This window comes from Psychroserpens ponticola, from assembly GCF_023556315.2.
Lineage (GTDB): Bacteria > Bacteroidota > Bacteroidia > Flavobacteriales > Flavobacteriaceae > Psychroserpens > Psychroserpens ponticola.
The window spans coordinates 2,519,457-2,544,319 of record NZ_CP116221.1 but is presented as its reverse complement, the minus strand read 5'-3'; the positions used below and the strand labels follow the sequence as shown (position 1 = coordinate 2,544,319).

General features: G+C 31.5%; 21 protein-coding genes. 13 read left to right on the top strand and 8 right to left on the bottom strand.

The window, feature by feature from the left end; all coding sequences use genetic code 11:
- The first annotated feature begins 10 nt into the window (after positions 1 to 10).
- Entirely contained in the window at positions 11 to 1,984 is a 1,974-nt protein-coding gene (locus MUN68_RS11340; RefSeq protein WP_249996172.1) for a tetratricopeptide repeat-containing sensor histidine kinase, read from the top strand.
- Positions 1,981 to 2,715 (top strand): LytR/AlgR family response regulator transcription factor, encoded by a 735-nt coding sequence (locus tag MUN68_RS11335; RefSeq protein WP_249996173.1) that lies wholly within the window; start codon positions 1,981 to 1,983, stop codon positions 2,713 to 2,715. Before MUN68_RS11340 ends, MUN68_RS11335 begins: the two co-directional genes overlap by 4 nt.
- Here MUN68_RS11335 and purL read toward each other — a convergent pair whose 3' ends face one another.
- From purL to MUN68_RS11320, 3 genes are all read right to left on the bottom strand, one after another.
- A complete protein-coding gene (gene purL, locus MUN68_RS11330) occupies positions 2,716 to 6,444 on the bottom strand; it encodes a phosphoribosylformylglycinamidine synthase (protein WP_249996174.1) in 3,729 nt (1,242 codons plus the stop codon).
- A 167-nt stretch (positions 6,445 to 6,611) separates the two neighbouring features.
- On the bottom strand, positions 6,612 to 8,513 hold the full coding sequence (locus MUN68_RS11325) for an endonuclease (RefSeq protein ID WP_249996175.1): 1,902 nt from the start codon (positions 8,511 to 8,513) through the stop codon (positions 6,612 to 6,614).
- Positions 8,514 to 8,519: 6 nt separating this feature from the next.
- The gene (locus MUN68_RS11320) at positions 8,520 to 9,734 is read right to left on the bottom strand and encodes an RsmB/NOP family class I SAM-dependent RNA methyltransferase (protein WP_249996176.1); all 1,215 of its coding nucleotides are present in this window, start codon (positions 9,732 to 9,734) and stop codon (positions 8,520 to 8,522) included.
- 150 nt (positions 9,735 to 9,884) lie between these two features.
- On the opposite strand from MUN68_RS11320, the gene MUN68_RS11315 reads away from it, so the two are divergent.
- From MUN68_RS11315 to MUN68_RS11265, 11 genes are all read left to right on the top strand, one after another.
- Positions 9,885 to 10,463 carry an RNA polymerase sigma factor gene (locus tag MUN68_RS11315; RefSeq protein ID WP_249996177.1) on the top strand — a complete coding sequence of 193 codons (579 nt, stop codon included), beginning with the start codon at positions 9,885 to 9,887 and terminating at the stop codon, positions 10,461 to 10,463.
- Between the two features lie 39 nt (positions 10,464 to 10,502).
- Positions 10,503 to 10,817, top strand: a complete 315-nt coding sequence (locus MUN68_RS11310) for a hypothetical protein (RefSeq protein WP_249996178.1) — start codon at positions 10,503 to 10,505, stop codon at positions 10,815 to 10,817.
- Between the two features lie 12 nt (positions 10,818 to 10,829).
- Positions 10,830 to 11,333: a Spy/CpxP family protein refolding chaperone gene (locus tag MUN68_RS11305; protein WP_249996179.1), complete on the top strand. Its 504-nt coding sequence runs from the start codon at positions 10,830 to 10,832 to the stop codon at positions 11,331 to 11,333.
- Positions 11,334 to 11,448: 115 nt separating this feature from the next.
- The gene (locus MUN68_RS11300; RefSeq protein ID WP_249996180.1) at positions 11,449 to 11,745 is read left to right on the top strand and encodes an EF-hand domain-containing protein; all 297 of its coding nucleotides are present in this window, start codon (positions 11,449 to 11,451) and stop codon (positions 11,743 to 11,745) included.
- Positions 11,746 to 11,899: 154 nt separating this feature from the next.
- Positions 11,900 to 12,895, top strand: a complete 996-nt coding sequence (locus MUN68_RS11295; protein ID WP_249996181.1) for a YHYH protein — start codon at positions 11,900 to 11,902, stop codon at positions 12,893 to 12,895.
- Positions 12,896 to 12,897: 2 nt separating this feature from the next.
- On the top strand, positions 12,898 to 13,506 hold the full coding sequence (locus MUN68_RS11290) for a hypothetical protein (RefSeq protein WP_249996183.1): 609 nt from the start codon (positions 12,898 to 12,900) through the stop codon (positions 13,504 to 13,506).
- A 97-nt stretch (positions 13,507 to 13,603) separates the two neighbouring features.
- A complete protein-coding gene (locus tag MUN68_RS11285; RefSeq protein ID WP_249996184.1) occupies positions 13,604 to 14,707 on the top strand; it encodes a fibronectin type III domain-containing protein in 1,104 nt (367 codons plus the stop codon).
- Positions 14,708 to 14,768: 61 nt separating this feature from the next.
- Positions 14,769 to 15,299: a toxin-antitoxin system YwqK family antitoxin gene (locus MUN68_RS11280; RefSeq protein ID WP_249996185.1), complete on the top strand. Its 531-nt coding sequence runs from the start codon at positions 14,769 to 14,771 to the stop codon at positions 15,297 to 15,299.
- Between the two features lie 34 nt (positions 15,300 to 15,333).
- Positions 15,334 to 15,951 carry an SCO family protein gene (locus tag MUN68_RS11275; RefSeq protein ID WP_249996186.1) on the top strand — a complete coding sequence of 206 codons (618 nt, stop codon included), beginning with the start codon at positions 15,334 to 15,336 and terminating at the stop codon, positions 15,949 to 15,951.
- Between the two features lie 24 nt (positions 15,952 to 15,975).
- Entirely contained in the window at positions 15,976 to 18,288 is a 2,313-nt protein-coding gene (locus MUN68_RS11270; RefSeq protein WP_249996187.1) for a CotH kinase family protein, read from the top strand.
- 204 nt (positions 18,289 to 18,492) lie between these two features.
- Positions 18,493 to 19,293 (top strand): sulfotransferase domain-containing protein, encoded by an 801-nt coding sequence (locus MUN68_RS11265; RefSeq protein ID WP_249996188.1) that lies wholly within the window; start codon positions 18,493 to 18,495, stop codon positions 19,291 to 19,293.
- A 74-nt stretch (positions 19,294 to 19,367) separates the two neighbouring features.
- Here the strand turns inward: MUN68_RS11265 and MUN68_RS11260 are convergent, their stop codons facing one another.
- The 5 genes from MUN68_RS11260 to MUN68_RS11240 form a co-directional block, all read right to left on the bottom strand.
- Entirely contained in the window at positions 19,368 to 19,814 is a 447-nt protein-coding gene (locus MUN68_RS11260; protein ID WP_249996189.1) for a hypothetical protein, read from the bottom strand.
- Between the two features lie 5 nt (positions 19,815 to 19,819).
- Positions 19,820 to 20,320: a hypothetical protein gene (locus MUN68_RS11255; RefSeq protein ID WP_249996191.1), complete on the bottom strand. Its 501-nt coding sequence runs from the start codon at positions 20,318 to 20,320 to the stop codon at positions 19,820 to 19,822.
- A gap of 64 nt (positions 20,321 to 20,384) precedes the next feature.
- The gene (locus MUN68_RS11250) at positions 20,385 to 20,927 is read right to left on the bottom strand and encodes an RNA polymerase sigma factor (RefSeq protein ID WP_249996192.1); all 543 of its coding nucleotides are present in this window, start codon (positions 20,925 to 20,927) and stop codon (positions 20,385 to 20,387) included.
- 288 nt (positions 20,928 to 21,215) lie between these two features.
- The gene (locus tag MUN68_RS11245; protein ID WP_249996193.1) at positions 21,216 to 23,057 is read right to left on the bottom strand and encodes an ABC transporter ATP-binding protein; all 1,842 of its coding nucleotides are present in this window, start codon (positions 23,055 to 23,057) and stop codon (positions 21,216 to 21,218) included.
- The gene (locus MUN68_RS11240) at positions 23,057 to 24,787 is read right to left on the bottom strand and encodes a phospho-sugar mutase (protein WP_249996194.1); all 1,731 of its coding nucleotides are present in this window, start codon (positions 24,785 to 24,787) and stop codon (positions 23,057 to 23,059) included. Before MUN68_RS11240 ends, MUN68_RS11245 begins: the two co-directional genes overlap by 1 nt.
- Between the last annotated feature and the right edge of the window lie 76 nt (positions 24,788 to 24,863).

Genomic DNA, 24,863 nt, shown 5'->3' with positions numbered 1-24,863 from the left:
TTTTAAAGTTATGAAGCTTTCCTTTTACAGCTTATTTGTTATGTTCGTGTTTTTGAGTTTTCAATTTATTGAAGCTCAAAATATAGATAGTCTTAATATTAAGGCAGTTTCAAGTAACGACACTAATCGCTTGAATGCTCTTGGAGTTTTAGGAGATTACTATTATTACAAGGAACCAAAAAAATCGGATAGTCTTTATAGAGTAGCTCTAACGCTTGCCAAAGAAATTAAAAATGAACTGGAAGAATGCAAATTATTAAGTTATATAGGCTTAAGGTTTAATGAAACAGCTCAAGCCGATTCTATCTTATATTATCAAAATAAAAGTTTAGAAATAGCACTTAAAATTGGAGATTCGGCTTTTATCGCCTCAGCTTATGGAAATATTGGAAATGCATTCCTTATAAAAGAACGTCATGATGATGCCATTGAAAATTATAATAAGGCTTTACTCATTTTTGAAAAACAAAGAAACCTAAGGTTGCAAGGGACAACATATGGTACTTTCGGAAATATTTATATCGATTTAAAAGATTATGAACAGGCTATTCTATATAATCAAAAAGCGAAAGAAATTTTTAAAGCACTTAATTTTATTCCAGGTTATGCTTCATCAACACTAAATACAGGAATTTGTTATCAGCGTTTAGAAAAGTACGAAGAAGCCATTCAATATTTGGAAGAAGCAAAAACGATCTGTGAAGAACATAGTTTGAATAGATTATTACGTGTTGCTACTTTGCAATTGGGTAACATTAATTATAATTATTACAAAAATTATGATCAAGCTAAAATTCAATATGAAAAAACTGAAGCTCTGGCAATCCAATTTCAAGATAATGAAGGTATTGCGCAATCAAATTATAGTTTAGGAAAAATAGCTTTGCTAAATAATGATTCAAATAAGGCCATTTTACATTATAGAAAAGCTGTTGAAAATTTTAGAAAAGTAGGAAAAAAAGAAGCATATTATAATGCTATTTCTGAACTCATTTCTGCTTTGAAAAAAAGTGGGAAAAATAATGAAGCCATTATGTATTATGATGAATTAATTACACTTAATGATTCTATTTTTAGTGAAAGTTCTAGAGCGAAAACTCTAGAACTGATGACTACTTTTGATGTGTCTCAAAAAAACAAAGAAATTGAAATCCAAAATTTAAAGTTAGAGCAACAAGATTTAGAAATTGCTAAACAACGAAATATTCGGATTTTCTTTTCTGTGTTTTCGGGACTATTAATCATCTTATTATATTTTGTTTGGCGATCAAATAAATACAAGAAATTAAATCAGTACAATAGGATTAAAAGCAAGCGTTTCGAACTTGAGCAACGTTTATTGCGTTCACAAATGAATCCACATTTTATTTTTAATGCTTTGAACTCAATTCAGAGTTATGTGTCTGAGAATAAAACTATGGATTCAGAAATATATTTATCCCGATTTTCACATTTAATGCGACAAATATTAGAGCATTCACAAGAAGAATTTATCATTTTGAAAGATGATTTTAATGCTTTAGAAGCATATGTTAATCTTGAACAATTACGATTTGAAAACAGCTTTGATTATAAGTTCAATACTAATGATATCGACGAATCAATAGCTATGATTCCTCCAATGATTTTGCAGCCCTTTATTGAAAATGCTATCTTACATGGATTAGAACCCAAAAAGTCTGAAGGTTTAATTAAGGTAGATATTAAAATGAAGAAAGCCATTCAAAACAATATGACTTATGGTGTATTAATTTGTAATATTATCGACAATGGTATTGGACGCGAAGCAGCATCTAAAAAAGATACATCTCCAAATAGAGAACATGTGTCGTTAGCATTGAAATTAATTAAAGAGCGATTAGCTAATTATTCAGAAATCACTAATGAAACTTACCAAATAACAATTGAAGATTTGTATGAAAACAATATCGCATCAGGTACAAAAATTAATATTGAAATGCCTTATACGCAAGACTTATTATGATTAAAAGCGTTATCATAGACAATGAAAAAAAGAGCCGCAAAACACTCAGTAATTTTTTACAGAAATACTGTAAAAATGTTGAGGTTCTTGGTGAGGCTGATGGTGTGTCAAGTGGAATAGAGCTTATAAAAAAAGAGAATCCAGAATTGGTGTTTTTAGATATTGAAATGACTGATGGCACAGGTTTTAAGCTATTAGAGTCTTTTGATGACATTCAGTTTAGTGTCATTTTTGTTACAGCTTATAGTGCTTATGCAATTAAAGCGTTCAAAATTAGTGCTATTGCATATCTGTTAAAACCAATAAATCCGCAAGAGCTTATTGATGCTATCGATAAATATCAAAAAGAAATAGGACTAAAAGGAATTCATAACAAATTAGAAGTCTTGTTAGGAAATCAAAGCAGTATTAAAAAGATTGCATTTCCAACGTCTGAAGGCATTGAGCTAGTAAAATTAAATCAGATTATACATTGTGAAGCAGATGATAATTATACATCAATTTATTTAGCTAATGAAAAGCGAATCATCGTCTCAAAAACGATTAAAGAATACGATACGATGTTGAGTGACTTTGGGTTTTTTAGAATTCATCAATCGCATTTAGTGAATCTTGATTATATTTCAAAATTCAACAAAAATGATGGAGGTTATGTGGTTTTAGAGAATGGAAAAAAATTACCTGTTTCTAGACGGAATAAACAAGAGTTTCTGGAAAAATTATTACGTTGATTAGTTGTTTTCTATCCATTTTTTCGCATTAATAAAAGCTTCTAACCAAGGCGATACTTCATCTGTTCTATCTGTTGGATAATTGGCCCAATTCCATTGAAAGGTAGACCGTTCAATATGTGGCATAGTTACTAAATGACGACCAGTTTTATCGCAGAGCATTGCTGTGTTGAAATCTGATCCATTAGGATTTGCAGGATAAGTTTCATAGCCATATTTTGCAACGATATCATATTGATCTTCACTTTGAGGTAAATTAAATTTCCCTTCTCCATGAGAAATCCAAACACCTAAAGTACTTCCAGCAAGAGAAGAAAGCATTACAGAATTATTCTTTTGAATCGTAACAGATGTAAAACTACTTTCATGTTTCTTCGATTCATTATGAATCATTTTCCCATGGGCTTCATGTTCTGGGTTGATAAGATCTAATTCCATCCATAGCTGACAACCATTACATATTCCAACAGATAATGTGTCTTCTCTTTTAAAGAAATTTTTGATGGTTTTGTTTGCATTTTCGTTGTACTTGATTGCTCCAGCCCAACCTTTTGCAGAACCTAAAACATCAGAATTTGAAAAGCCACCTACTGCACCTAAAAACTGAATATCTTCAAGAGTTTCACGACCAGAAATTAAATCTGTCATATGAACATCTTTAACATCAAATCCAGCTAAATACATTGCATTTGCCATTTCACGTTCAGAGTTACTTCCTTTTTCTCTAAGGATTGCAGCTTTAGGGCGTCTTGTCTCATCGAGCGCAGTCGAGAGGTTGTCAAGAGGTCTCGACTGCGCTCGACCTGACAACATATCATTTAGTTTCCCTGTGAAATGATTAGGAAACGTATACCTTAAAGGTTGATTTTTATAATTATTATAGCGTTCTTCAGCTAAATCATTTGCTGTTTGCTTTTGATCGAGTAGGAAGGACGTTTTGTACCAAACATCTCTTAATTTAGAAACATCAAAAGCGAAAGAATCTTCATTGTTTTTAATCGTTACTTGTCCTGAAGTATTTGCAGAACCAATATTGAAAAACTCAATGTTTTGTTCTGATAAAATAGCTTCTATTGAAGCATCAGCTTGAAATACAAGTCCAGAGTTTTCAGCAAACAATACTTTTATAGAATCCTCTTCGTTTAAAGAAGAGATATCGAAATCTGCACCTAAATTTACATCAGCAAAACACAATTCTAATAAAGTGGTAATCAATCCACCTGAAGCCACATCATGACCTGCAACAATTTTATCAGCTTTTATTAAACCTTGAATAGTGTTGAACGTGTTTTTTACAAACGCAGAATCTTTTACATCTGGCGCTTCATTTCCAATGGTATTTAATACTTGATGAAACGAACTTCCTCCTAATTTAAAATCGTCTTGTGACATGTTGATGTAGTAGATATTTCCACCATCAACTTGTAAAACAGGTTCGATAACTTTAGAAATTTCATTACAATTTGCAGCAGCAGAAATAATTACTGTTCCTGGAGAAATAACTTCGCCATCAGGATATTTTTGCTTCATAGATAACGAATCTTTTCCTGTAGGAACATTGATTCCTAAATCGATAGAAAATTCTGAAATTGCTTTAACAGCTTTGTATAAACGAGCATCTTCACCTTCATTTTTACAAGGCCACATCCAATTGGCAGATAATGAAACGGATTGTAAATTATCTTTTAAAGGTGCCCAAATAATATTGGTTAAGGCTTCAGTAATTGAATTTCTACTTCCAGCTTCTGGATGAATTAAACCTGAAATAGGAGAGTGGCCAATTGAGGTTGCAATGCCTTCTTTTCCATTATAATCTAAAGCCATTACGCCAACATTATTTAACGGAATTTGCAAAGACCCAACACATTGTTGTTTTGCAACTTTGCCACCAACACAACGATCAACTTTATTTGTTAACCAATCTTTACAAGCAACAGCTTCAAGCTGTAACACTTGCTCTAAATAGATGTTTAAATTCTTCGTTTTATAGCGTGAATTTTTATAATTTCTTTCAACAGTTGTATCTGTTAGAATAGTTTTAGGTGAAGAGCCAAACATATCTTCTAAAGCTAAATCCATAGGTTTATCACCTTTGGTTTTTGACTCAAAAGTAAATCTATCATTTCCTGTAACATCACCAACGGTGTACATTGGAGAACGTTCACGTTCAGCTATTTTTTGTAACGTATCTATATGTTTTTTAGCAATGACTAATCCCATTCGTTCTTGAGATTCATTACCAATAATTTCTTTTGCAGACAATGTTGGATCTCCAACAGGTAGTTTATCTAAATCGATGTTTCCGCCTGTATCTTCTACTAATTCTGATAAACAATTTAAATGTCCACCAGCACCATGATCATGAATAGAAACAATAAAGTTTTCTTCACTTTCTACCATACCTCGAACCGCATTTGCAGCACGTTTTTGCATTTCTGGATTAGAACGTTGCACAGCGTTTAGTTCAATTCCAGAAGCGAATTCTCCTGTATCTGCCGAAGAAACTGCTGCTCCTCCCATTCCAATTCTGTAATTTTCTCCACCAAGAATAACGATTTTATCGCCTTTTTTTGGAGTGTCTTTTAGAGCTTGTTCTGCTTTTCCATAACCAATGCCTCCAGCTTGCATGATGACTTTGTCATAGCCTAATTTTCTAGCTTTTGAAGTGCTCGAAGATGAATTTTCTTCGTGTTCAAAAGTTAACACTGAACCACAAATTAAAGGTTGTCCGAATTTGTTGCCAAAGTCTGAAGCGCCATTTGATGCTTTTATTAAAATATCCATCGGAGTTTGGTACAACCAATCTCTAGCTTCAAATTTTTGTTCCCAAGGTCTGTTGTCTTCTAAGCGAGAATACGAGGTCATATAAACCGCAGTTCCAGCTAATGGCAACGATCCTTTTCCTCCAGCTAATCTATCGCGAATTTCTCCTCCAGAACCTGTAGCTGCTCCATTGAAAGGCTCAACAGTTGTTGGGAAATTATGTGTTTCGGCTTTTAGAGAGATAACAGATTCAAAATATTTTGTAGTATAATAGTCTGGAATATCAGCACGTTTAGGTGCAAATTGTTCCACATTCGGACCTTTGATAAAAGCGACATTATCTTTATAAGCTGAAACAATATCGTTAGGATGTTGCTTCGATGTTTCTTTAATCATTTTGAATAGAGAAATTGGTTGTTCTTCTCCGTCGATTATAAAAGTTCCGTTGAAAATTTTATGACGACAATGTTCTGAGTTGACTTGTGAAAAACCAAAAACTTCCGAATCGGTTAACGGACGACCAATTTTTTTAGAAACACCTTCTAAGTAGTCTATTTCTTCATTATTTAGAGCTAAACCTTCCTGTTGGTTGTATGCTGAAATATCTTCAATATTCAGTATGGGCTCAGGTTTGACTTCAACCGTAAATGTACTTTGATGTAAACTTTTGAATTTTTCAGAAATCATTGGATCATAATCCTTGAAATCTTCAGGTGTAGCTTTAAATTCTTCAATTCTTAGGATGTCTTGAATTCCCATGTTTTGGGTGATTTCAACAGCATTTGTACTCCAAGGCGTTATCATCGCAGCTCTTGGTCCAACAAAAAAAGCATCGAGAGATGCTTGTTCTATTTTGGGTTGGTTGCCAAAAAGCCATACCAATTTTGAAATGGCTTCGGTTGATAATTCTTTTGTGACTTGAACAGCAAATACTTTACTGTTTTGGTTTCCGAAGAAATGAATCATTATGTCTTAGTTTGTGTTGTGTTTTGTAAAAAACAAATTTACTTTTTTTCAATGTATTTAACACATATTATTCATTCGAATATTTAGAGTTATTCACGTTGTTATTAACGAAAAAAGACCAATATAAAATCAATTATATTGGTCTTTTGTAAACAAATATTTTGTACTTAATTCTTAATCAACTTTTTACTGATTGTTGAATTGCCTTGTGTTAAGCGTAATATGTAAACACCGTTAGATAAATGTTCAGTTTGTATTGTTGCCGAAGTATTAATCGTTTTAGAAATAACACGTTTTCCTAAAACATTATAGATCTCCACTTGAGTTTTCTTAGCTGATTGAAGTTCAATGTTTAATACGTTTTTTACTGGATTTGGGTATACTTTAAATTGATTTAATGCAACATCATCAATACTTAAGGTTTGAGTGTGATCACCTAAATCATCACAGTTATCAGACTCGTCCCATTCATTTATAATATCGAATGTTGTTGTTGGTCTATCAACAGTTGACTTTCTAATTAGGGTTATGTCTTCTCCATATACAGCAGCATTTCCTAATTCGCCAATGATATCTAAAAGGACATCATTTTTAAATAATCCAATAGCGTCATTTCCATTAAACGACGTCATGTCATTATTTAGATAATCGTATTCACCCGAACAAACCGATGCACCACCATTTGCAACAACATATACATCTTGGTTTGTTATGGTTGCACCATTTGGAAATGTAAATCCTGATGTCCAACCTGCAGCACCATTTGCACTAAGTTTAATTGTGTAAACGGATAAATTAACATCTGCTCCAGTGAAATTAGCAATTTCTAATACTTTATTTTGACCAGACCCTTCAATGTATTCAGAAAAGAAAATATCGATATCACCACCAGAGCTTCCATTGTCTGTTGTTGTTTCACAATCTTGATTACTAAAACTAGATTCGTTACCTGAGTTGTCTTTAGCTTTAACAGTAAAACAATAATTAGTATCTGCAGTCAATCCTGTAGCAGTGAAAGTCGTTTCAGTTGTATTAAACGTATTCGTTCCATCAACATACACATCATAAGAAGCCACTGCAATATTATCGGTTGAAGCAGTCCAAGTTAAATCGATACTATTATCTGTTGGGTTTGAAGCCACTAAGTTTGTTGGATCAGAAGGTGCTTCAGTATCAGGAGTTGTGTCCCAAATTAAAGCTACATATTCTGGATGATCTACAAATGGGTTTCTATTGTTTTGATGGCTATAATAAATATTATTGTTTCTGTCGATTTCTTTTGCAGAAACAGGGTCATTTTGATGCCAAGTCACTAAAATATTTAAGAACGGATCAGCTAATGCTTTATCAGAACTTCCATCAAACATTGGATATGATGACCAAGATGATACTTGATCTTCATAACGTGTAACGAAGTAAAAATAAATACGAGCAATATCACCTTTAAACTCATCGATAGGCTCAAAAACTCGGCCTGAGTAACCAGCTGAGTAACCACTATTTAAATTGTTTCCAAGTTTTGATCCGTTATCTGTAGGATTATCAATTCCAGATTGCGATACTAATTGACTGTCATTTACACGGCCAAAAGGATAACTATCCCTAAACCCGTTAACACGACCATCAGTAGGAATTAAATGATGCGCATCACTATACATTGGACTTTGCGAACCGAAAACGGATTGTGGAATCACATGTTCTTTGTTGTAACAATCACCTTCACCACTATAGTTTCCACATTCGTCAGATCCTGGCGAAAATGTATAAGGATCTGCACCAGAAGGATTTTCTGAATACATATCTAAAATGGTATTGCTTCCAGCAGCTTCATAATAATAATCTCTTTCGTAAGTAGAATTAAAACCATCTAAAGAATTATAACTTTGCGGATTATGTTCTTCTTCAATCGTATTGCTTATCTCAGGATCATCAGTGTTATTGATAATTCTTTTAAGTTGTGTTTTTAAAGTATAACCTGTACCAGTGGCATGATCATAGTAATTAGCCGGAATTTGTGCCGAAGCAGTTAAAGTTATAAGTGTAATTAATAAAGTGTAAAAATGCTTCATTGTATTTTATTTTTTCTTTTCTAGCAATGCCATGTAAAATCCGTCAAATCCAGATTTGTGAGCAAAAATGTTATTTTCTTTTATAAAGGTAAACTCTTTTCCTAATTTAGATGTTAAAAAAATGTCAACTTGTTTTCTATTTTCTGAAGGTAAAACTGAACACGTCGCATACACTAGTTTACCACCAGCTTTCACAATGCGAGAATATTGTTGTAAAATCTCTTGTTGCGTTTTTTTGATGTCTTCAATAAACTCAGGTTGAAGTTTCCATTTAGCATCTGGATTTCGTTTTAAAACACCTAATCCAGAACAAGGCGCATCAATTAAAACACGATCTGCTTTATCATAAAGTTTCTTGATAACTTTAGTCGATTCAATAGCTCTTGTTTCAATATTAAAGGCCTTATTGCGTTTAGCTCTTCGTTTTAATTCATTGAGTTTATTACCATAGATATCTAATGCAATCACCTGACCTTTGTTTTCCATTAAAGCAGCTAAGTGTAATGCTTTTCCTCCAGCTCCTGCACATGCATCTACAACTCGCATTCCAGGTTTCACATCTAAAAATTCTGCAACCAATTGTGAAGATGCATCTTGAACTTCAAAGTGACCATTTTTAAAGGCTTCCGTTTGAAATACATTTGCACGTTCTTTTAAACGTAATGCATTTGGATGGCCTTTTATAAATTCAGTCTCTAATCCTAAGTCAAAGAGTTCAGATTGTAATTTTTCTTTAGTTGTATTTAAGGTATTCACTCTTAAAATCACATCAGCCTGAACATTTAAAGCTGAAATTTCTTTAGACCAAACAGTTTCACCTAGTTCTTTAACACCAAGTTCATCCATCCAATCTGTAATAGATTCTTTATATTTTCTTGTTTGTGATAATTCGTCAAAACGACCTTTGATTTTACGAGTTGGTGTTGCTTCAAAATATTTCCAATCTGGTAATTTTATGCCTCTTAATGTTGCCCAAACAGCAAAAATTCGCCAAAGATTATCTCTGTCAAAAGGTGTTTTTACTTCAGCAATTTCAGCATATAAACGTTTCCATCTAACAATGTCATAGACCGTTTCTGCAACAAATCCACGATCACGACTTCCCCAACGTTTATCACGTTTAAGAAGTTGTTGAATGACTTTGTCTGCATATTTTCCTTCATTGAAGATTAAAGTTAATCCATCAATAACTGCAAAGCATAAATTTCTGTGTAATCGCATTATAAAAAATTAAGCATGCAAAGGTACATTAAAAGTTGGTATATTGAAGTGTTTATGGGAAAGTGTTATCATTTGAAAATAAATACTTAGAAACACAAGTTTTTATTTTAAAACGCATCTAAATTTAACAAAGTAAAATTTAGCTATTTTTTGACAGACAACGAATTTATAGAAGAATTAAAAAGTAAGAGTAGAGCTTCTTATAGCAAGTTACTTGATGATTTTCAGCACAAAGTATTTGCGACGTGTTTGTCTTTTGTGCCAAATAAAGAAGATGCAGAGGATATTGCTCAAGATGTTTTTGTAGAAGTATTTAATTCAATCTCTAAATTTAAAGGACAATCTAAACTCTCAACTTGGATTTATAAAATTACAACTAATAAATGTTTAGAGTTCATAAGAAAACGTAACACCAAAAAACGTTTTGCGTTTTTACAATCTTTAACTGGTGATGGTTTTGAAATTGATAAAACCAATTATTTCACAGAAATGAATCATCCAGGAATTATTTTAGAAAATAAAGAGAAGAGTGAAACACTTTTTCTTGCAATTAATGGCTTACCTGAAGCGCAACGATTGGTGTTTACATTACATAAAGTTGATGGAAAAAGTTATCAGGAAGTATGTGAAATCACAGAGAAGAGTATGTCATCCGTAGAATCTTTAATGTTTCGTGCTAAGAAAAATTTACAATGCACATTAGAACATTTTTATAAAAATGATCAATAACGCAAGTTTTTTAAAGAAATAACATCTAAAAATATGAGTATGAAAATATATAATAACATACAAGATAAAATTGACGACGTTTTAAATAGTGTTGATGCAGTTAATGATGTAAAAGTGTCTCCATTTTTTAAGGATAAGGCAATGCAACGTTTGTTTACTGAAAAAGATAAAAGTCAAGCAAAAGTTTGGTCATGGTTTTCTCCACAGTTACAACTAGTAACTTTGATGGTTTTTGTGGTTTTAAATGTATTCGCAATGACACAATTAGATTCTAATACTTCTAGTGAAGAAATTGACGAGTTTGCACAAACTTATAGTTTAACTAGTACTGATTATCAATCTATTTTTAATTAAAGAATTATGATTATGAAGAAAAATAAGCTCTTATACATCTTATTAGTTTTTCTAGTGGTAGTTAACGGTTTTTTCTTATTTAATTATTTAGGAAAACCAAATTTTAAAAGACCAAGCGGAAAACAGGACGGTTTTATTGCTAGAGAATTAAATTTTGATGAAATTCAAAAGCAGAAGTTCGAAGCGTTAAAAGCAGCACATTTTAAAAGAATTGAAGTGGTTTTAGATGAAGAAAGAAAACTAAAAGATGATTTGTTTGACCGAATTTCAAATGAAACTATAAATACTTTTCAAATAGATTCAATTACTAATCAAATAGGAAAGTTAGCTAAATTAAAAGACCTAGAAACATTTAATCATTTTAGAGATATACAAAATATTTGTAATGAAAGTCAGAAAAATCAGTTTGAACAGATATTGAGACATGCACTTCATGGAAAAGGAAAAAACGGTCAAGGTCCTCCTTCAAATAGGGGAAGGGAAGGTGATATGCCACCTCCACCACCAAAGCATTAACTTTTAAAAAGATTCTAAATATTAGAGTCTTTTTTTTATGCTTTTTTTAACAATGGCTAGCACAAGTTTTTCAAATCAATGCCATCTAAACTTTATGTAACAAAAAATAGTAACGATGAAAAATTGCAAATTAAGAATGTCAGTTCTAGCTCTTGGAATGACAGTATTGGTGTCAAATAGTTCTTTTGGACAACCAGGAAATGGTCAAGATCGAAAAAATCCACCAACATTCAAACAACTATTAAAAGATTTAGATGCAAATGAAGATGGTAAGCTTTCAAAAGACGAAGTAAAAGGACCTTTAAAAGAAGTATTTACAAAAGTGGATACTGACGAAGATGGTTTTATTACAGAAAAGGAATTTGAAAATGCTCCTAAGCCGAAAAAGAGAGAGCGTAAAGAAAAAAGATAAAATAGAATATTGATTTGATTGGTTAGTTTTGTTAAAAGCTTCGTGAGTAATTGCGAAGCTTTTTCTATGAAATTGATAAGTATTTTATTTGTTATTCTTACTTTAGTAGCACTTTTTAAAATGAAATCAAGAAAATAGTAATTAAAAAAACAGCATGAAAATAAATATAACAACCTTTAAAAATCTGAAAACATTTGGTTTCGTAATGTTTTTATTTATGTTAACACTAACTGCTTGTAGTAGTGATAGTGATACTAAAGATAATAATGATGATGATCCAAATGAGGATTTAATTAAAGAATCATATTTTAATGCAGCATCTTTAATCTCCTATCAAAAAGTGCCATGCACTCTTGAAGATGGTTCTGAAGGAGAATGCTATCAATTGGAGTTTTCAAGTAACCCAGTAGACAATGGCCCATTTTGTCCTACAACAATTAATGAAATTGGTGGCTTAGGTTTTTATGATGGAGCTACAAATCCAGGGTTTCAAGTCATCAAAGAGAGTCTGTTTACTGCTATGGAAGCTGATGGTTTTGACATTGTAGATAATAATGGAAATATAAATATTGACGATTTTACTAATCCTCCAGATCCAGGTGGCTATTCTTTTTGTTTACAAGCTGTACCAAATAATAACTTGCAATTAACTTTTTTAATTCCTGTAGAGCCAATTTTAGCCTCAAGTAACAACAATATAGAAACTGTAGAGTTGATCGGTGTAACTATAGATGGAGTACCAATTAATGGTGATCCTCCTTCTGTTGCTAATGGTCCTGTGCTTGGAGTAGGAAATATACCTGCTATCGATCCTTGTGGTGGTCATCATGATCCTGCTGGTTATTATCATATGCATTTTGTAGCAGAATCCATCAATCAGGTTTTAGAATCTAACGGTATTAATGATGTATCCTGTACATTAGTAAATCAGGTTTCCAATAGTAAATTAATAGGTTTCGCAAAAGATGGATTTCCAATATATGCCTATGAAATTGAACCTTCAGGTTTAGATGAATGTGGTGGAATTACAGCTAATACTTCAGATTATCCAAATGGAGTTTACCATTATGTTGCCAGTAATACTGATGCTCCTAATGTGCCAAAATGCTTAAAAGGTGTAGCAGCAATTAATAGTTTCTCATTTCAGTAAAAATGAAAAGAATCGTTTTTCTTCTGTTGATTCTAATCGTTTCAATTCAAACGGTGCATGGGCATAATCCGTTATCTGCTATGTATTATTTAGAAGTTAAGGATGGCATTAATATCCTCAATATAAATTTAAGTCAAGATGGTTTGAATGCCGCTTTAAGAAAGCATTTTCCTAAGATAAAATTTGAAAAAATATCTAAAACAGAATTCAAACAACTCACAGTAAGTTATTTGAAAAACAATTTTCACTTAGACATTAATGGGAGTACAATCGACCTTTTAGAAGGTGGAATAAAACTTGGTAGTCATCAAACTGATGCAAAATTTATGGTGTCAAGTTTACCTGAAACCTTTAAAAAACTTAATGTAAGTATCAAAGCTTTTGCTGAAAATGAACAACATCAAACTGTTTTTTCTTTATTGTTAAACGGAAAAACGAGTAAAGTGATTCTAAATAAAAATAACGATTATACTGCATCAGTCAACTTTAAAAACAGTTTAATGGTGGTCAGTTCTAAAACTTTCAATAAAAATTATTTATGGTGTTTTGTCTTAGTACCAATTTTTCTATTTGTAAAAAGTAGAATTAATAAAGAAAGCACTAATACATAATAATTAAAGACGCTAAAAAAAGAATTTAATTTCAACCGCAAGTTTTTCATTTATATCGCATCTAAACTAAAAAAAATAATAGATCAATATAAAATCAATGAAAAATCATTTAAAAATTCTAATTGTATTTGTTTCAGTAGCGATAGCGTTTTATGCTTGCAGTAGTGATGATTCAAGTAATAATAATGGAAATGGAGGAACAACAAACGAAGCGCCTTCTAGTATTACAGTAAGTGTAAATTCAATAGCAGAAACAACTGCAACTTTAAATTGGACAGAAGCTACAGATCCTGATGGAGATACGGTTACTTATTCGATCACTTTACAAGATTCTGAAATAGCAACAGAATTATCACTACTTACTTTAGATTTAACAGGTTTAACACCATTTACTAGCTACTCAGGAACAGTTGTAGCTAAAGATGGAAATGGAGGGAATAGTACAGCTAATTTTAGTTTTTCTACTAATGGATCTGCTCCAGCTTTGCATCAAGCATTTTTAGAGTTTGATGCAGACAATACCGACATCATGTTAAGTGGTTCTAATGTTATGATTGAAACTAATGGTTTACCGAATCATACCTCACCATATTGGTCTAATACAACTGAACGTACTGCAATTGATCCAATGGGAAATACTTTGGTGACTCCTGCGTCTGCTGTAAACCATCCATTATTTGTTGAGCCAACAGTTACGACTTATATGTTTATGGCTCCAGGGAATATTGATGATTTTAACGGAAGTTATTCATTAACAGTATCTGCAAATCCTCAATTGGCAGCAAATTCAACTGCAACAGGTTTAGGTGCCATAGGAATTGCTGTTTCTGGCTCTATGATTTATAATGATGAAGAAGGACCAAATATTCCTTTAGATAATGCGGTTAGTTCTTTAGATTATACAGCTGCACATACTGGTCCGCAGAGTTATCACTATCATTTAGAAACTAAAGCATGGTCTGATGATGATGAAAAATTGATAGGCATTATTGCTGATGGATTTTTTATCTACGGAAGAAAATGTAACTCTACTAATGATTATCCAACCGATTTAGATGCATCTGGTGGTCATACAAGTACAACACAGCATAGTGATGGTGCTTCAGAATATCACTATCATATTCAAAACGAATTATATTTAAATCAATATTATATCTTATTTCCAGGTGATTATCAAGGAACTCCGAGTAACATTCAGTAAAACAGTTTTAATTTTAAGCCTGTTGGTTCTGTCTTCTTGTCAAAAGGTAGAACAGAAACCTATGGTTTTTGCTGAAGTTGTAAACCACTCAATAAATGATATCGCTGTAAATAAAAATGAATTAGTACTGAAAACCGATTTGGGATTAATGTATTATCAAAATCAACCCTTTAATGGAACTTCTGTAAAGCATTATAATGCTGTGGTAAAAGCAGAGTCTATCAAATATATCAACGGAAAGCGTCATGGGATTTACCAAAAATGGTTTCCAAATGGAGCTTTGAGTTTTGAGGCTTATTATGTTAACGGACTTCAGCATGGTAAAGCAAAATCGTGGTGGAAAAATGGCAATTTGCGTTCGGAAGCAAATTTTAAAGATGGTATTGTTAACGGAATTCAGAAGCAATGGTACAAATCTGGTGCAAAGTTTAAAGAAATGTCTATAGTAAACGGTCAAGAAGAAGGTTTCCAAAAAGCTTGGCGAGAAAATGGAAAAATTTACAATAACTACGAAGCAAAAAACGGACGAATTTTCGGATTGAAACGTGCAAGTTTATGCTACCAATTAGAAGATGAAAATGTTCAATATTAAATATATAATTGGTCTTAGTTTGATTTTCTGCCTTATGGGTTGTAAAGAATCTACAACTTCAAATAAAACAAGTCGAGTTGCAGCATTGCCTTTTTATAAAGAAGCAACATTTACACCACATTGGTTAGATGCAACTAGTGAAGCTGCTGATATTATACACCGAATACCAAGCTTCAATTTGATAAATCAATTAGGAGAAGAAGTCACAGAAAAAACTTTTAAAGATAAGATTTATATAGCCGATTTTTTCTTTACGACTTGTCCAGGTATTTGTCCGAAAATGACAGCTAATATGATGGTTTTGCAGGAAGAATTTATTAATAATAATGACATTTTATTATTGTCACATTCTGTAACTCCAGAGACCGATTCTGTTTCAATATTAAAACATTATGCAGAAACTAAAGGAATTATAGATCGTAAGTGGCATTTAGTAACTGGAGATCGAAAGCAAATCTATGATTTGGGTAGACAAGCTTATTTTGCAGAAGAAGACTTAGGAGTAAACAAAACGGAAGATGATTTTTTACATACCGAAAATTTTGTACTTATTGATAAAAACAGACATATAAGAGGCATTTATAACGGACTAAATAAAACGTCTGTGCAACAATTAATTGCAGATGTAAAAACACTGCAGAAAGAAAACTAAATTAAAAATCAAATTAATAATTCAATGAAAAAAATAATTGCAATTTTGGTGTTATCACTAATTTCAAATATCATTTCTGCACAAGATTTATATGATATTAATAGCATTCAAACTATAGAAATAGTTTTTGCTCAAAGCAATTGGGATGCTCTTTTAGATGCTGAAAAAGCTGGTGATAATAATTATACTGAAGCAACTTCAGTAACTATTAATGGAACCTTGTTTAATCAAGTTGGTGTTAAATATAAAGGGAACAGTTCTTATAATTCTAACCAAACTAAAAACCCGTTTCATATTGAGCTTGATACCTATATTGATCAAAATTACCAAGGTATAACAGATTTAAAATTATCAAATGTTATTTTTGACCCTTCTTTTGTTAGAGAAACGGTTGCTTATGACATTGTGAGAACTTATATGCACGCACCACAATCTAATTATGCAAATGTATATGTAAATGGAACATTAATAGGATTATACACAAATGTAGAATCAATTTCTAAAAAGTTTGTGAATAACCATTTTGGCTCAAGTGATAATGCCTTTTTTAGTTGTAGCCCTCCAGATGGAGCTGGACCGCAATCTAATAATTTGCCTAATCTTGCATATTTAGGAACAAACAGCGCAAGTTATGATGATGCTTATGAAATTAAATCTGATGATGAAACAGATCCAACTGTTGCTGAAGAAGATTGGGATGAATTGATTGAATTAACTAATATACTTAATAACGATATTGCAACTATTGAAACTGTATTAGATGTTGATAGAGCAATATGGATGCTAGCTTTTGATAATGTTTTGGTTAACCTTGATAGTTATATTGGTCAGTTTAAGCAAAATTATTATTTATATAAAGATGATAACGGACGGTTTAATCCTGTAGTTTGGGATTTAAATATGTCGTTTGGAACTTTCGGTATGACTGGAGCAAGTGGAGGAGGTCCTGGTCCTGGAGGAAATCTAAATTCTACAACTCAAAAAGCGCAAATGGATCATTTATTACATGATACAGATACTAATTTTCCATTAATGTCAAAACTTTTAGCAGTTCCTAGGTATAAAAAAATGTATCTAGCACATTATAAGACTATTTTGACTGAGCAAATTACAAACTCTAATTATTTAACCTTGGCTAATGATTATCAAAATATTATTGATGCTTCTGTTCAAGCGGATGCTAATAAGTTTTATACATATGCACAATTTGTTGGTAATATAAATACAGATTACGGTTTAGGAATGAATACAGCTTCCGGTTTAACTAACTTAATGAATGCAAGAGGTAACTATCTTGAAACATTGTCAGATTTTACGGTTACGCAACCAACAATAAGTAATGTAACACCTTCAAATTCTAGTCCAGAAATAGGAACGACTATAAGCATTACAACTGATGTCGTTAACACAAATACAGATGCTGTTTTCTTAGGTTATAGAAATGACCAACACGAACCATTTACTAAAGTGTTAATGTATGATGACGGAAATCATAATGATAATGGTGCAAATGATGGCGTTTATGGTATAGACTTATCAATCACTGAAGAATATACACAATATTACATTTATGCTGAAAACAACAATATTGGTGCTTTTTCACCAGCCAGAGCAGAACATGAATTTTACTCAATACATGCTATTTATGTAACTATTCCAGTTGGAGATTTAGTTATAAATGAGTTAATGGCATCTAACGCTACAACTGCTGTAGATCAAGATGGTGAGTATGATGACTGGGTTGAATTATACAATAATTCTTCACAAACTGTAAGTTTAGATAATTTATATTTATCTGATGACCCAACAGATTTGTTAGCTTGGCAATTTCCTTCAGGAATCACAATTGCGCCTAACGAATATTTAATTGTTTGGTGTGATAAAGATGACGAACAAGTTGGATTGCATGCAGATTTAAAGTTTTCTTCAGGAGGAGAAAGCGCCATCTTATCTTATGCAGATGGAACAATTATAGAAGATATTACGTTTGGAGAGCAAACTGAAGATATGGGTTATGCTAGAAATCCAAACGGAACAGGAGATTTTGTAATTCAAGAACCAACATTTGGTTTTAATAACGAATCACTTTCTGTTAACGACTATGAATTTGAAGATCGTTTGAAATTTTATCCTAATCCAACAACTGGCATTTTTAATATTGAAAATTCGAGAGCAAATATTGAGTTTGTTACGATACATAATGTTCAAGGTCAGTTATTATTTCAACAAGGTTTTCAAAACGAAAATCATGTTGAATTAAATTTATTATCTTACCCTAAAGGTGTTTATATAGTTAGTGTAAATAAGAATACAGTTTTAAAAGTTATAAGAAACTAGTGATTTTTTATGAAACTTTAAAGTTTATAAAAAGATAATAAAGGTATTATTGATAGATAGCTTTAATTATTTGAATGGCTTCGTGATTTGTCACGAAGCTTTTCTTTTTAATTGCAAGATTCAAAAAGTTGCTCTTATTTATTCTTTACAAATTAGATTCTTTATTAAAAGCATTATATATTGTCTACAAATAATATGGACTTTATGAAAAATACAATTCAAAGCACTTTCTGTAAACTTGGGTATTATTCAAAACCAGATTTCATAATCATTGGTACTCAAAAAGGTGGTACTTCAGGATTGTTTTCGATATTGAGAAATCACACTTATATAGAGCCTTCTTTAACTAAAGAGGTTCATTATTTTGATAATGATGAGTGGTATAACGAACATAAAATTTTTCAATACCATTCATTTTTTCCTTTGCCATATCGAATTAAAAAAAATGCAAAAGTTTTTGAAGCAACTCCGTTATATATTTTTCATCCAGAAGTAGCTTCTAGATTGTATTCTTACAATCCTAATCTAAAACTTATTATTGTGCTAAGAGATCCAGCTGAAAGAGCCTTTTCTGCATGGACAATGCGTCATCACAATTTTAAAACAAATAAAAATAGATCGTTGCATGATCCACGTTCGTTCTCAGATGCAATTTCAGATGAATTTGAGAATTTTAAAACAGAAACCTTTTATGATAATAGAATTTCTTACGTAAAACGTGGTATTTATCATCAACAAATAGAAAACTATCTAAAATATTTTAAAAGGGAACAACTATTAATCATTGAAAGTAATGATTTGAGAAAACATTCTGATGACGTATTAAAAAAAGTGCAGCGTTATATTGATGTGCCTTATGAGAAACTTGCTTTTGAAACGTCTAACAAGAGTAAAGTAAATGAAAAAGAAAAGTATGCCCAAGATATAAACAGACTTCGTGAATTTTACAAACCACATAATGATAGTTTATTCAAATTGTTAGGAAAAACTTATGATTGGACCTAGTATGTGTTTTAAATTGAGTGCATAAAAAAAGCCTCATGATTTTGTCATGAGGCTTTTCTTTCAATATTCTTTATTTAGTTTTTAGAGCCTTTTTTTTCTCTTCGTTTTTTTAACTCATCTAGCATCTGTCTTTTAAACTGTTCTTCAGTAAATTTTAATAAGATGATTTTTTTTGCAGGAATTGCAGTTAGTAAACTTTCTATTAAATCTGTTTTAAGCAATTGTTCTTCTCTTTCAAAAGCTAAAAGGTCGTTTAAAGCTGTTTTTGCTTGATCATCTGTGATGGTATTTATATCTAGATTTCGACGTTTTTCGCGTGCATTTATTCTAAGCATATCTGCTTCTTTTTGAAATGCATTATAAATTGGCCAAAATTTTTGAGCTTCAGTTTCAGTCAGATTTAATTTTTCGGTGATGAGTGCTATTTTTAAGGCTTTAATACGATCTTTTCGCTCATTTTTTTGAGCAAATCCATTAATTGTTAATGCTACAAATAATAGAGTTATAATTGTTTTTTTCATTTGTTTTATTCTAAAATTAAGTCTTCAAATTCAATGGTGTCAAATAAATAATCTTCAATTGTACTTTCTGATATTTCGTTTTCAATAAAATTGTTTTTATTTAATTCGTCTTCAGTTAATAGCGCAGCTAAGTCAGAGCTAGTGAAATCACCTTCTTCTAAATAATTTTCTATTGAAACTGTTTCAATATCATTAATACTAATGGTTTCAGAAGAAAGATAGACATTAAACATTAGGATCAAAGAAGCTGCAACTCCAGCAATGTAATATAAATGACGTCTCGATTTTAAAGTGATAACTGGTTGGTCTTCATTTAATCTATTTACTACTTTTTCGTCTAAGTTCTCAAAGTAATTATCAGGAACTTTAAAACCAGGTGTATCGATATTTTTAATCAATTGGGTTTCAGTTAATCGCGCTTTTAGTTTGTCATCAAAAGATTCAAAGTAACTGTCTGACGTTTTAAAACCAGCAGATTTTATTGTATGTAATTTTTTGTTTTCCATTGTTTGTATTTCGTATAAAAACGAAATTCTCTTTTAATTTAAGACTATTTTTTTTTCTAAACGTTTAATCTTTAGTTAAAAAGGCTTCTATTTTTTTTACTGCAATGTGATAGGATGCTTTTAAGGCTCCTTCGCTAGTATCTAAAATATCTGCCATATCTTTATATTTTATATCTTCAAAATACTTCATGTTGAAAACTAATTGTTGCTTATTTGGCAATGTCGCGATAGCCTTTTGTAGTTGTATTTTTATGTCTTCTCCTTCAAAATAAATATCAGCTTTTAAATTGTTGATTGTTTGATTTTGATAGTCTTCAGAAGATAATTGTAACCGTTTAGAGTTCTTATTGATGTGTGTAATGGATTCGTTTATAGCTATTCTGTACATCCACGAAAACAATTTGCTATCTCCTTTAAAGTTGTGAATGCTTCTATGCACTTTGATAAAAGTATTCTGTAGCACATCATCAGCATCATCATGAGACTTAACAATATGACGAATGTGCCAATACAATCGCTCTTTATAAAGTTGTAACAACTCATTAAACGCAGCTTCTTTGGTTTCTTTGGAGATTAACCTTTGAATAAATTCTTGTTCTTCTTTCAAAAACTCATTTTTTCTTTAGACTGATGAAAATAGTAAAAGTTTAATAAAAATTAAATTACAAGCTTATATGCTGATAGTCAAATATTTAGATTAAATTTTATCGATTAAGTGTTTGTTAAATACGATGAAATGCATATTTTTCTTGTTTGTACCATATATTTATTATATGTTTGCTTCAGCTTAACCTACTTATGAATATATTACCAGTGTCCCCAAATCTGGTAATAGAATTGAAAAGGACGCAACATATGTTGCGTCCTTTTCTAATTTTCTATAAGATGTTTAATTTTATTCGAAGCTTTGCATGTCTACCAATTTTTTATAAACACCATTTTTAGCAATGAGTTCGTTGTGTGTGCCTTGTTCTGCAATTTCACCTTTTTGCATGACAATAATTTCGTCGGCATTTTGAATGGTAGATAGTCTATGTGCTATAACAATTGAGGTTCTGTTCTTCATCATATTTTCAAGAGCTTCTTGAACAATACGTTCACTTTCTGTATCTAAAGCCGAAGTTGCCTCATCTAAGATCATGATTGGCGGATTTTTAAGAACAGCTCTAGCGATACTAAGTCGTTGTTTTTGACCTCCAGATAAATTACCTCCAGAATCTCCAATATTTGTATCTAAACCGTTTGTTAAGTCTTTTACAAATTCCCAAGCATTAGCAATTTTTAAAGCTTCAATAATGTCTTCATCTGAAGCATCTTCTTTTCCAATTAATATATTGTTCCTTACAGAGTCATTAAATAATATAGAATCTTGAGTGACAAGTCCCATTAAGTCACGAAGCGAATGAATCTCCATGTCTTTAATGTTGATGCCATCGATTTCAATTCGACCTTCGTTAACATCATAAAAACGGGTTAGTAGATTAGCAATCGTACTTTTTCCACTTCCAGATTGACCAACTAGTGCAATAGTTTTTCCTTTAGGAACTTCAATAGAAAAGTGTTTTAATACGTCAACCTCTTGATATCTGAAATTAATGTTTTTAATAGAAATACCACTTGTAAAACCTTGCTTAATCATCGCATCCTTTTTCGTAGGAATGCTGTCTTCTTGTTCTAAAATTTCAAATACACGTTCTGCAGCCGCTAAACCATTTTTTACAGAGTAGGAGGCTTTAGATATTGCTTTTGCAGGTGTAAGAATGTTATATGCTAGCATTAAATAGACTAAGAATAATTCGCCATCAAGTGTTTTTTCAACTAAAACTAAGTTTCCACCATACCACAATAAGGCAGCAATAGTTACAATACCCATAAACTCACTCATAGGTGACGCTAGGTTGTTTTTATTCCCTATACTATTAGATAATTTAAGAATCTTATTTATAGATTTTGAAAATCGCTGTTTAAAATTAGATTCAGCATTATAGCTTTTTACAACTTTTAATCCAGTTAAACTTTCTTCAACAATCGAAATGAGTTTACCAGATTCTTGTTGTAAACGTGTAGACTTAGATTTTAAATTTTTACCAATTCTAGAAATTATAAATCCAGAAATAGGTATGAATATGAATACAAATAGTGTCAGTTCTAAACTGATTTTTAGCATGGCAATAATTGCAAACAAAATGGTAAGAGGTTCTCTAACAACAAGTTCTAAAATCAGAAAGAAAGACCGTTTTACTTCACCAATATCACCAAGCATTCTTGCCATAATATCTCCTTTACTTCGCTTAGAATAGAAAGGAATGGGTAGGCTTATAATTTTGTCAAACATCTTAGACCGCAAATCTCTTAAAACCCCATTTTGCAAATGTAGGATATGATATGACGCTAAAAAATTAAATAAATTTTTAAGTAAAAAAGTGATAATCACAAGTCCGACTGCTAGTAATAATGCATATTGCGGACCGTTAAGTTTTTCTAAACTAGAAATGTTGTAGTAAAATGAATCTTTCAAATAATCTACAATGTTCCAAATATCTGTATATACAGGTTTGGTTGTAACTTTTGCTTCTAAATCTTCCCCTTTTTTAAACAAAACTTCCAAAAGTGGAAACATTGTAATAAATGAAAGTGTACTGAAAAGTGCATAAAGAATATTAAAAATAACGTTCCATACAATATTGGATTTATAACGTATTGCGTACGGAATTATTTTTTTTAGGTTTTGATCCATTATTTTAATTTCATATCCTTAAGGATAGTGTCAATTCTAGTTTCCAATTTTTGTTCCGTTGCTTTAAATTCTGACACATTGTCTAATGTTGTGTTAACGCTGATATAAAATTTAATTTTAGGTTCAGTTCCACTAGGTCGTAATGCAATTTTACTTCCGTCTTGCGTATAATAAATCAAGACATTAGATTTAGGTACATCAATACTTGTTTCTTCTCCTGTATTAAAATCTTTAGCAATAGACAATTGATAATCTTCAATTCGCACAACTTTTGAGCCATTGACTTCTTGTAATGGATTTTCACGTGCATCAACCATCATTTGTTTAATTTCCTGAGCACCTTCAATTCCTTTTTTAGTAATAGATATCAAACGTTCTTTATAAAAGCCATGTTCTACGTAAAGTTCTATTAATTCTTTGTAGACTGAAATGCCATTTGCCTTTGCTTGAGCTGCAATTTCACAAGCTAGAAGTGTAGAAGTTACTGCATCCTTATCTCTAACAAAATCACCAACCATAAAGCCAAAACTTTCTTCTCCACCACCTACAAAATCCATCGTATGAAAGTCTTTAATCATCTTAGCAATCCATTTAAAACCAGTTAAACCGATTTTGCATTCTACATTGTATGAATCTGCAAGAACAGACATCATTGGAGTGGATACAATTGTAGATCCTATAAATTGATTTCCATTAATTTTGTTATTGTTTTTCCATTGTTTTAATAGAAAGTTAGTCATAAGTAACATGGTTTGATTTCCATTAAGAATCACTAATTCACCTTCTAAATTTCTAACCACAACACCTAATCTATCACAATCAGGATCTGTACCAATAACAATATCGCCATCAACTTTTGAAGCTAATTCTGTTGCCATTTTTAGTGCCTCAGGTTCTTCAGGATTTGGTGATTTTACAGTTGGGAAATCACCATTAGGTTCACGTTGTTCTTCAACAATATGAACATTGGTGTAACCCGCTCGTTTTAAGGTTTCTGGTATTGCGGTAATAGAGGTTCCATGCAATGAAGTAAAGACGATATTTAAATTTTCTTTAGCGTCTTTTGATGTGTTAAAACTTCCGTTTTTTATAGATTCATTAATAAAAACATCATCGATTTCTTTTCCGATATATTGAATTAAATTATGATTAGCTTCAAATTTAATTTCAGAATAGTCCAAACGATTAATTTCAGCAATAATCTCTGCATCTTGTGGTGGAACTAATTGTCCGCCATCTTGCCAATACACTTTATAACCATTATATTCTGGAGGATTATGTGATGCAGTTAAGACAATGCCACAATGGCAATTTAAATGTTTTAGTGCGAATGATAATTCTGGAGTTGGACGTAAGTCTTCAAAAAGGAATACTTTTATTCCGTTAGCAGAAAACACATCAGCAACCACTTTTGCTAATGTTTTACTATTATGTCTGCAATCGAAAGCAATGGCAACTTTAAGCGCTTCATTAGGAAACGATTGTTTTATATAGTTACTTAAACCTTGTGTGTTTTTGCCAAGTGTAAATTTATTGATACGATTAGTGCCAATTCCCATTACACCACGCATTCCACCAGTACCAAATTCTAAGTCCTTATAAAAACTTTCTGTGAGTTCTTTAGTATCGTTAGCCATTAAGTTTTTTATGTAATCTTTGGTTTCGGTATCAAAAGTAGATGTTAACCAAGTATTTACGCGTTCTAAAAGTTGAGGTTCAATGTGTTTCATAATTTAAAAAGTAAGTTGCAAAAGTAAGTGTTTCAAAATCTGTTATTTATAAACTTGTCATTAATTTAGAGGACAA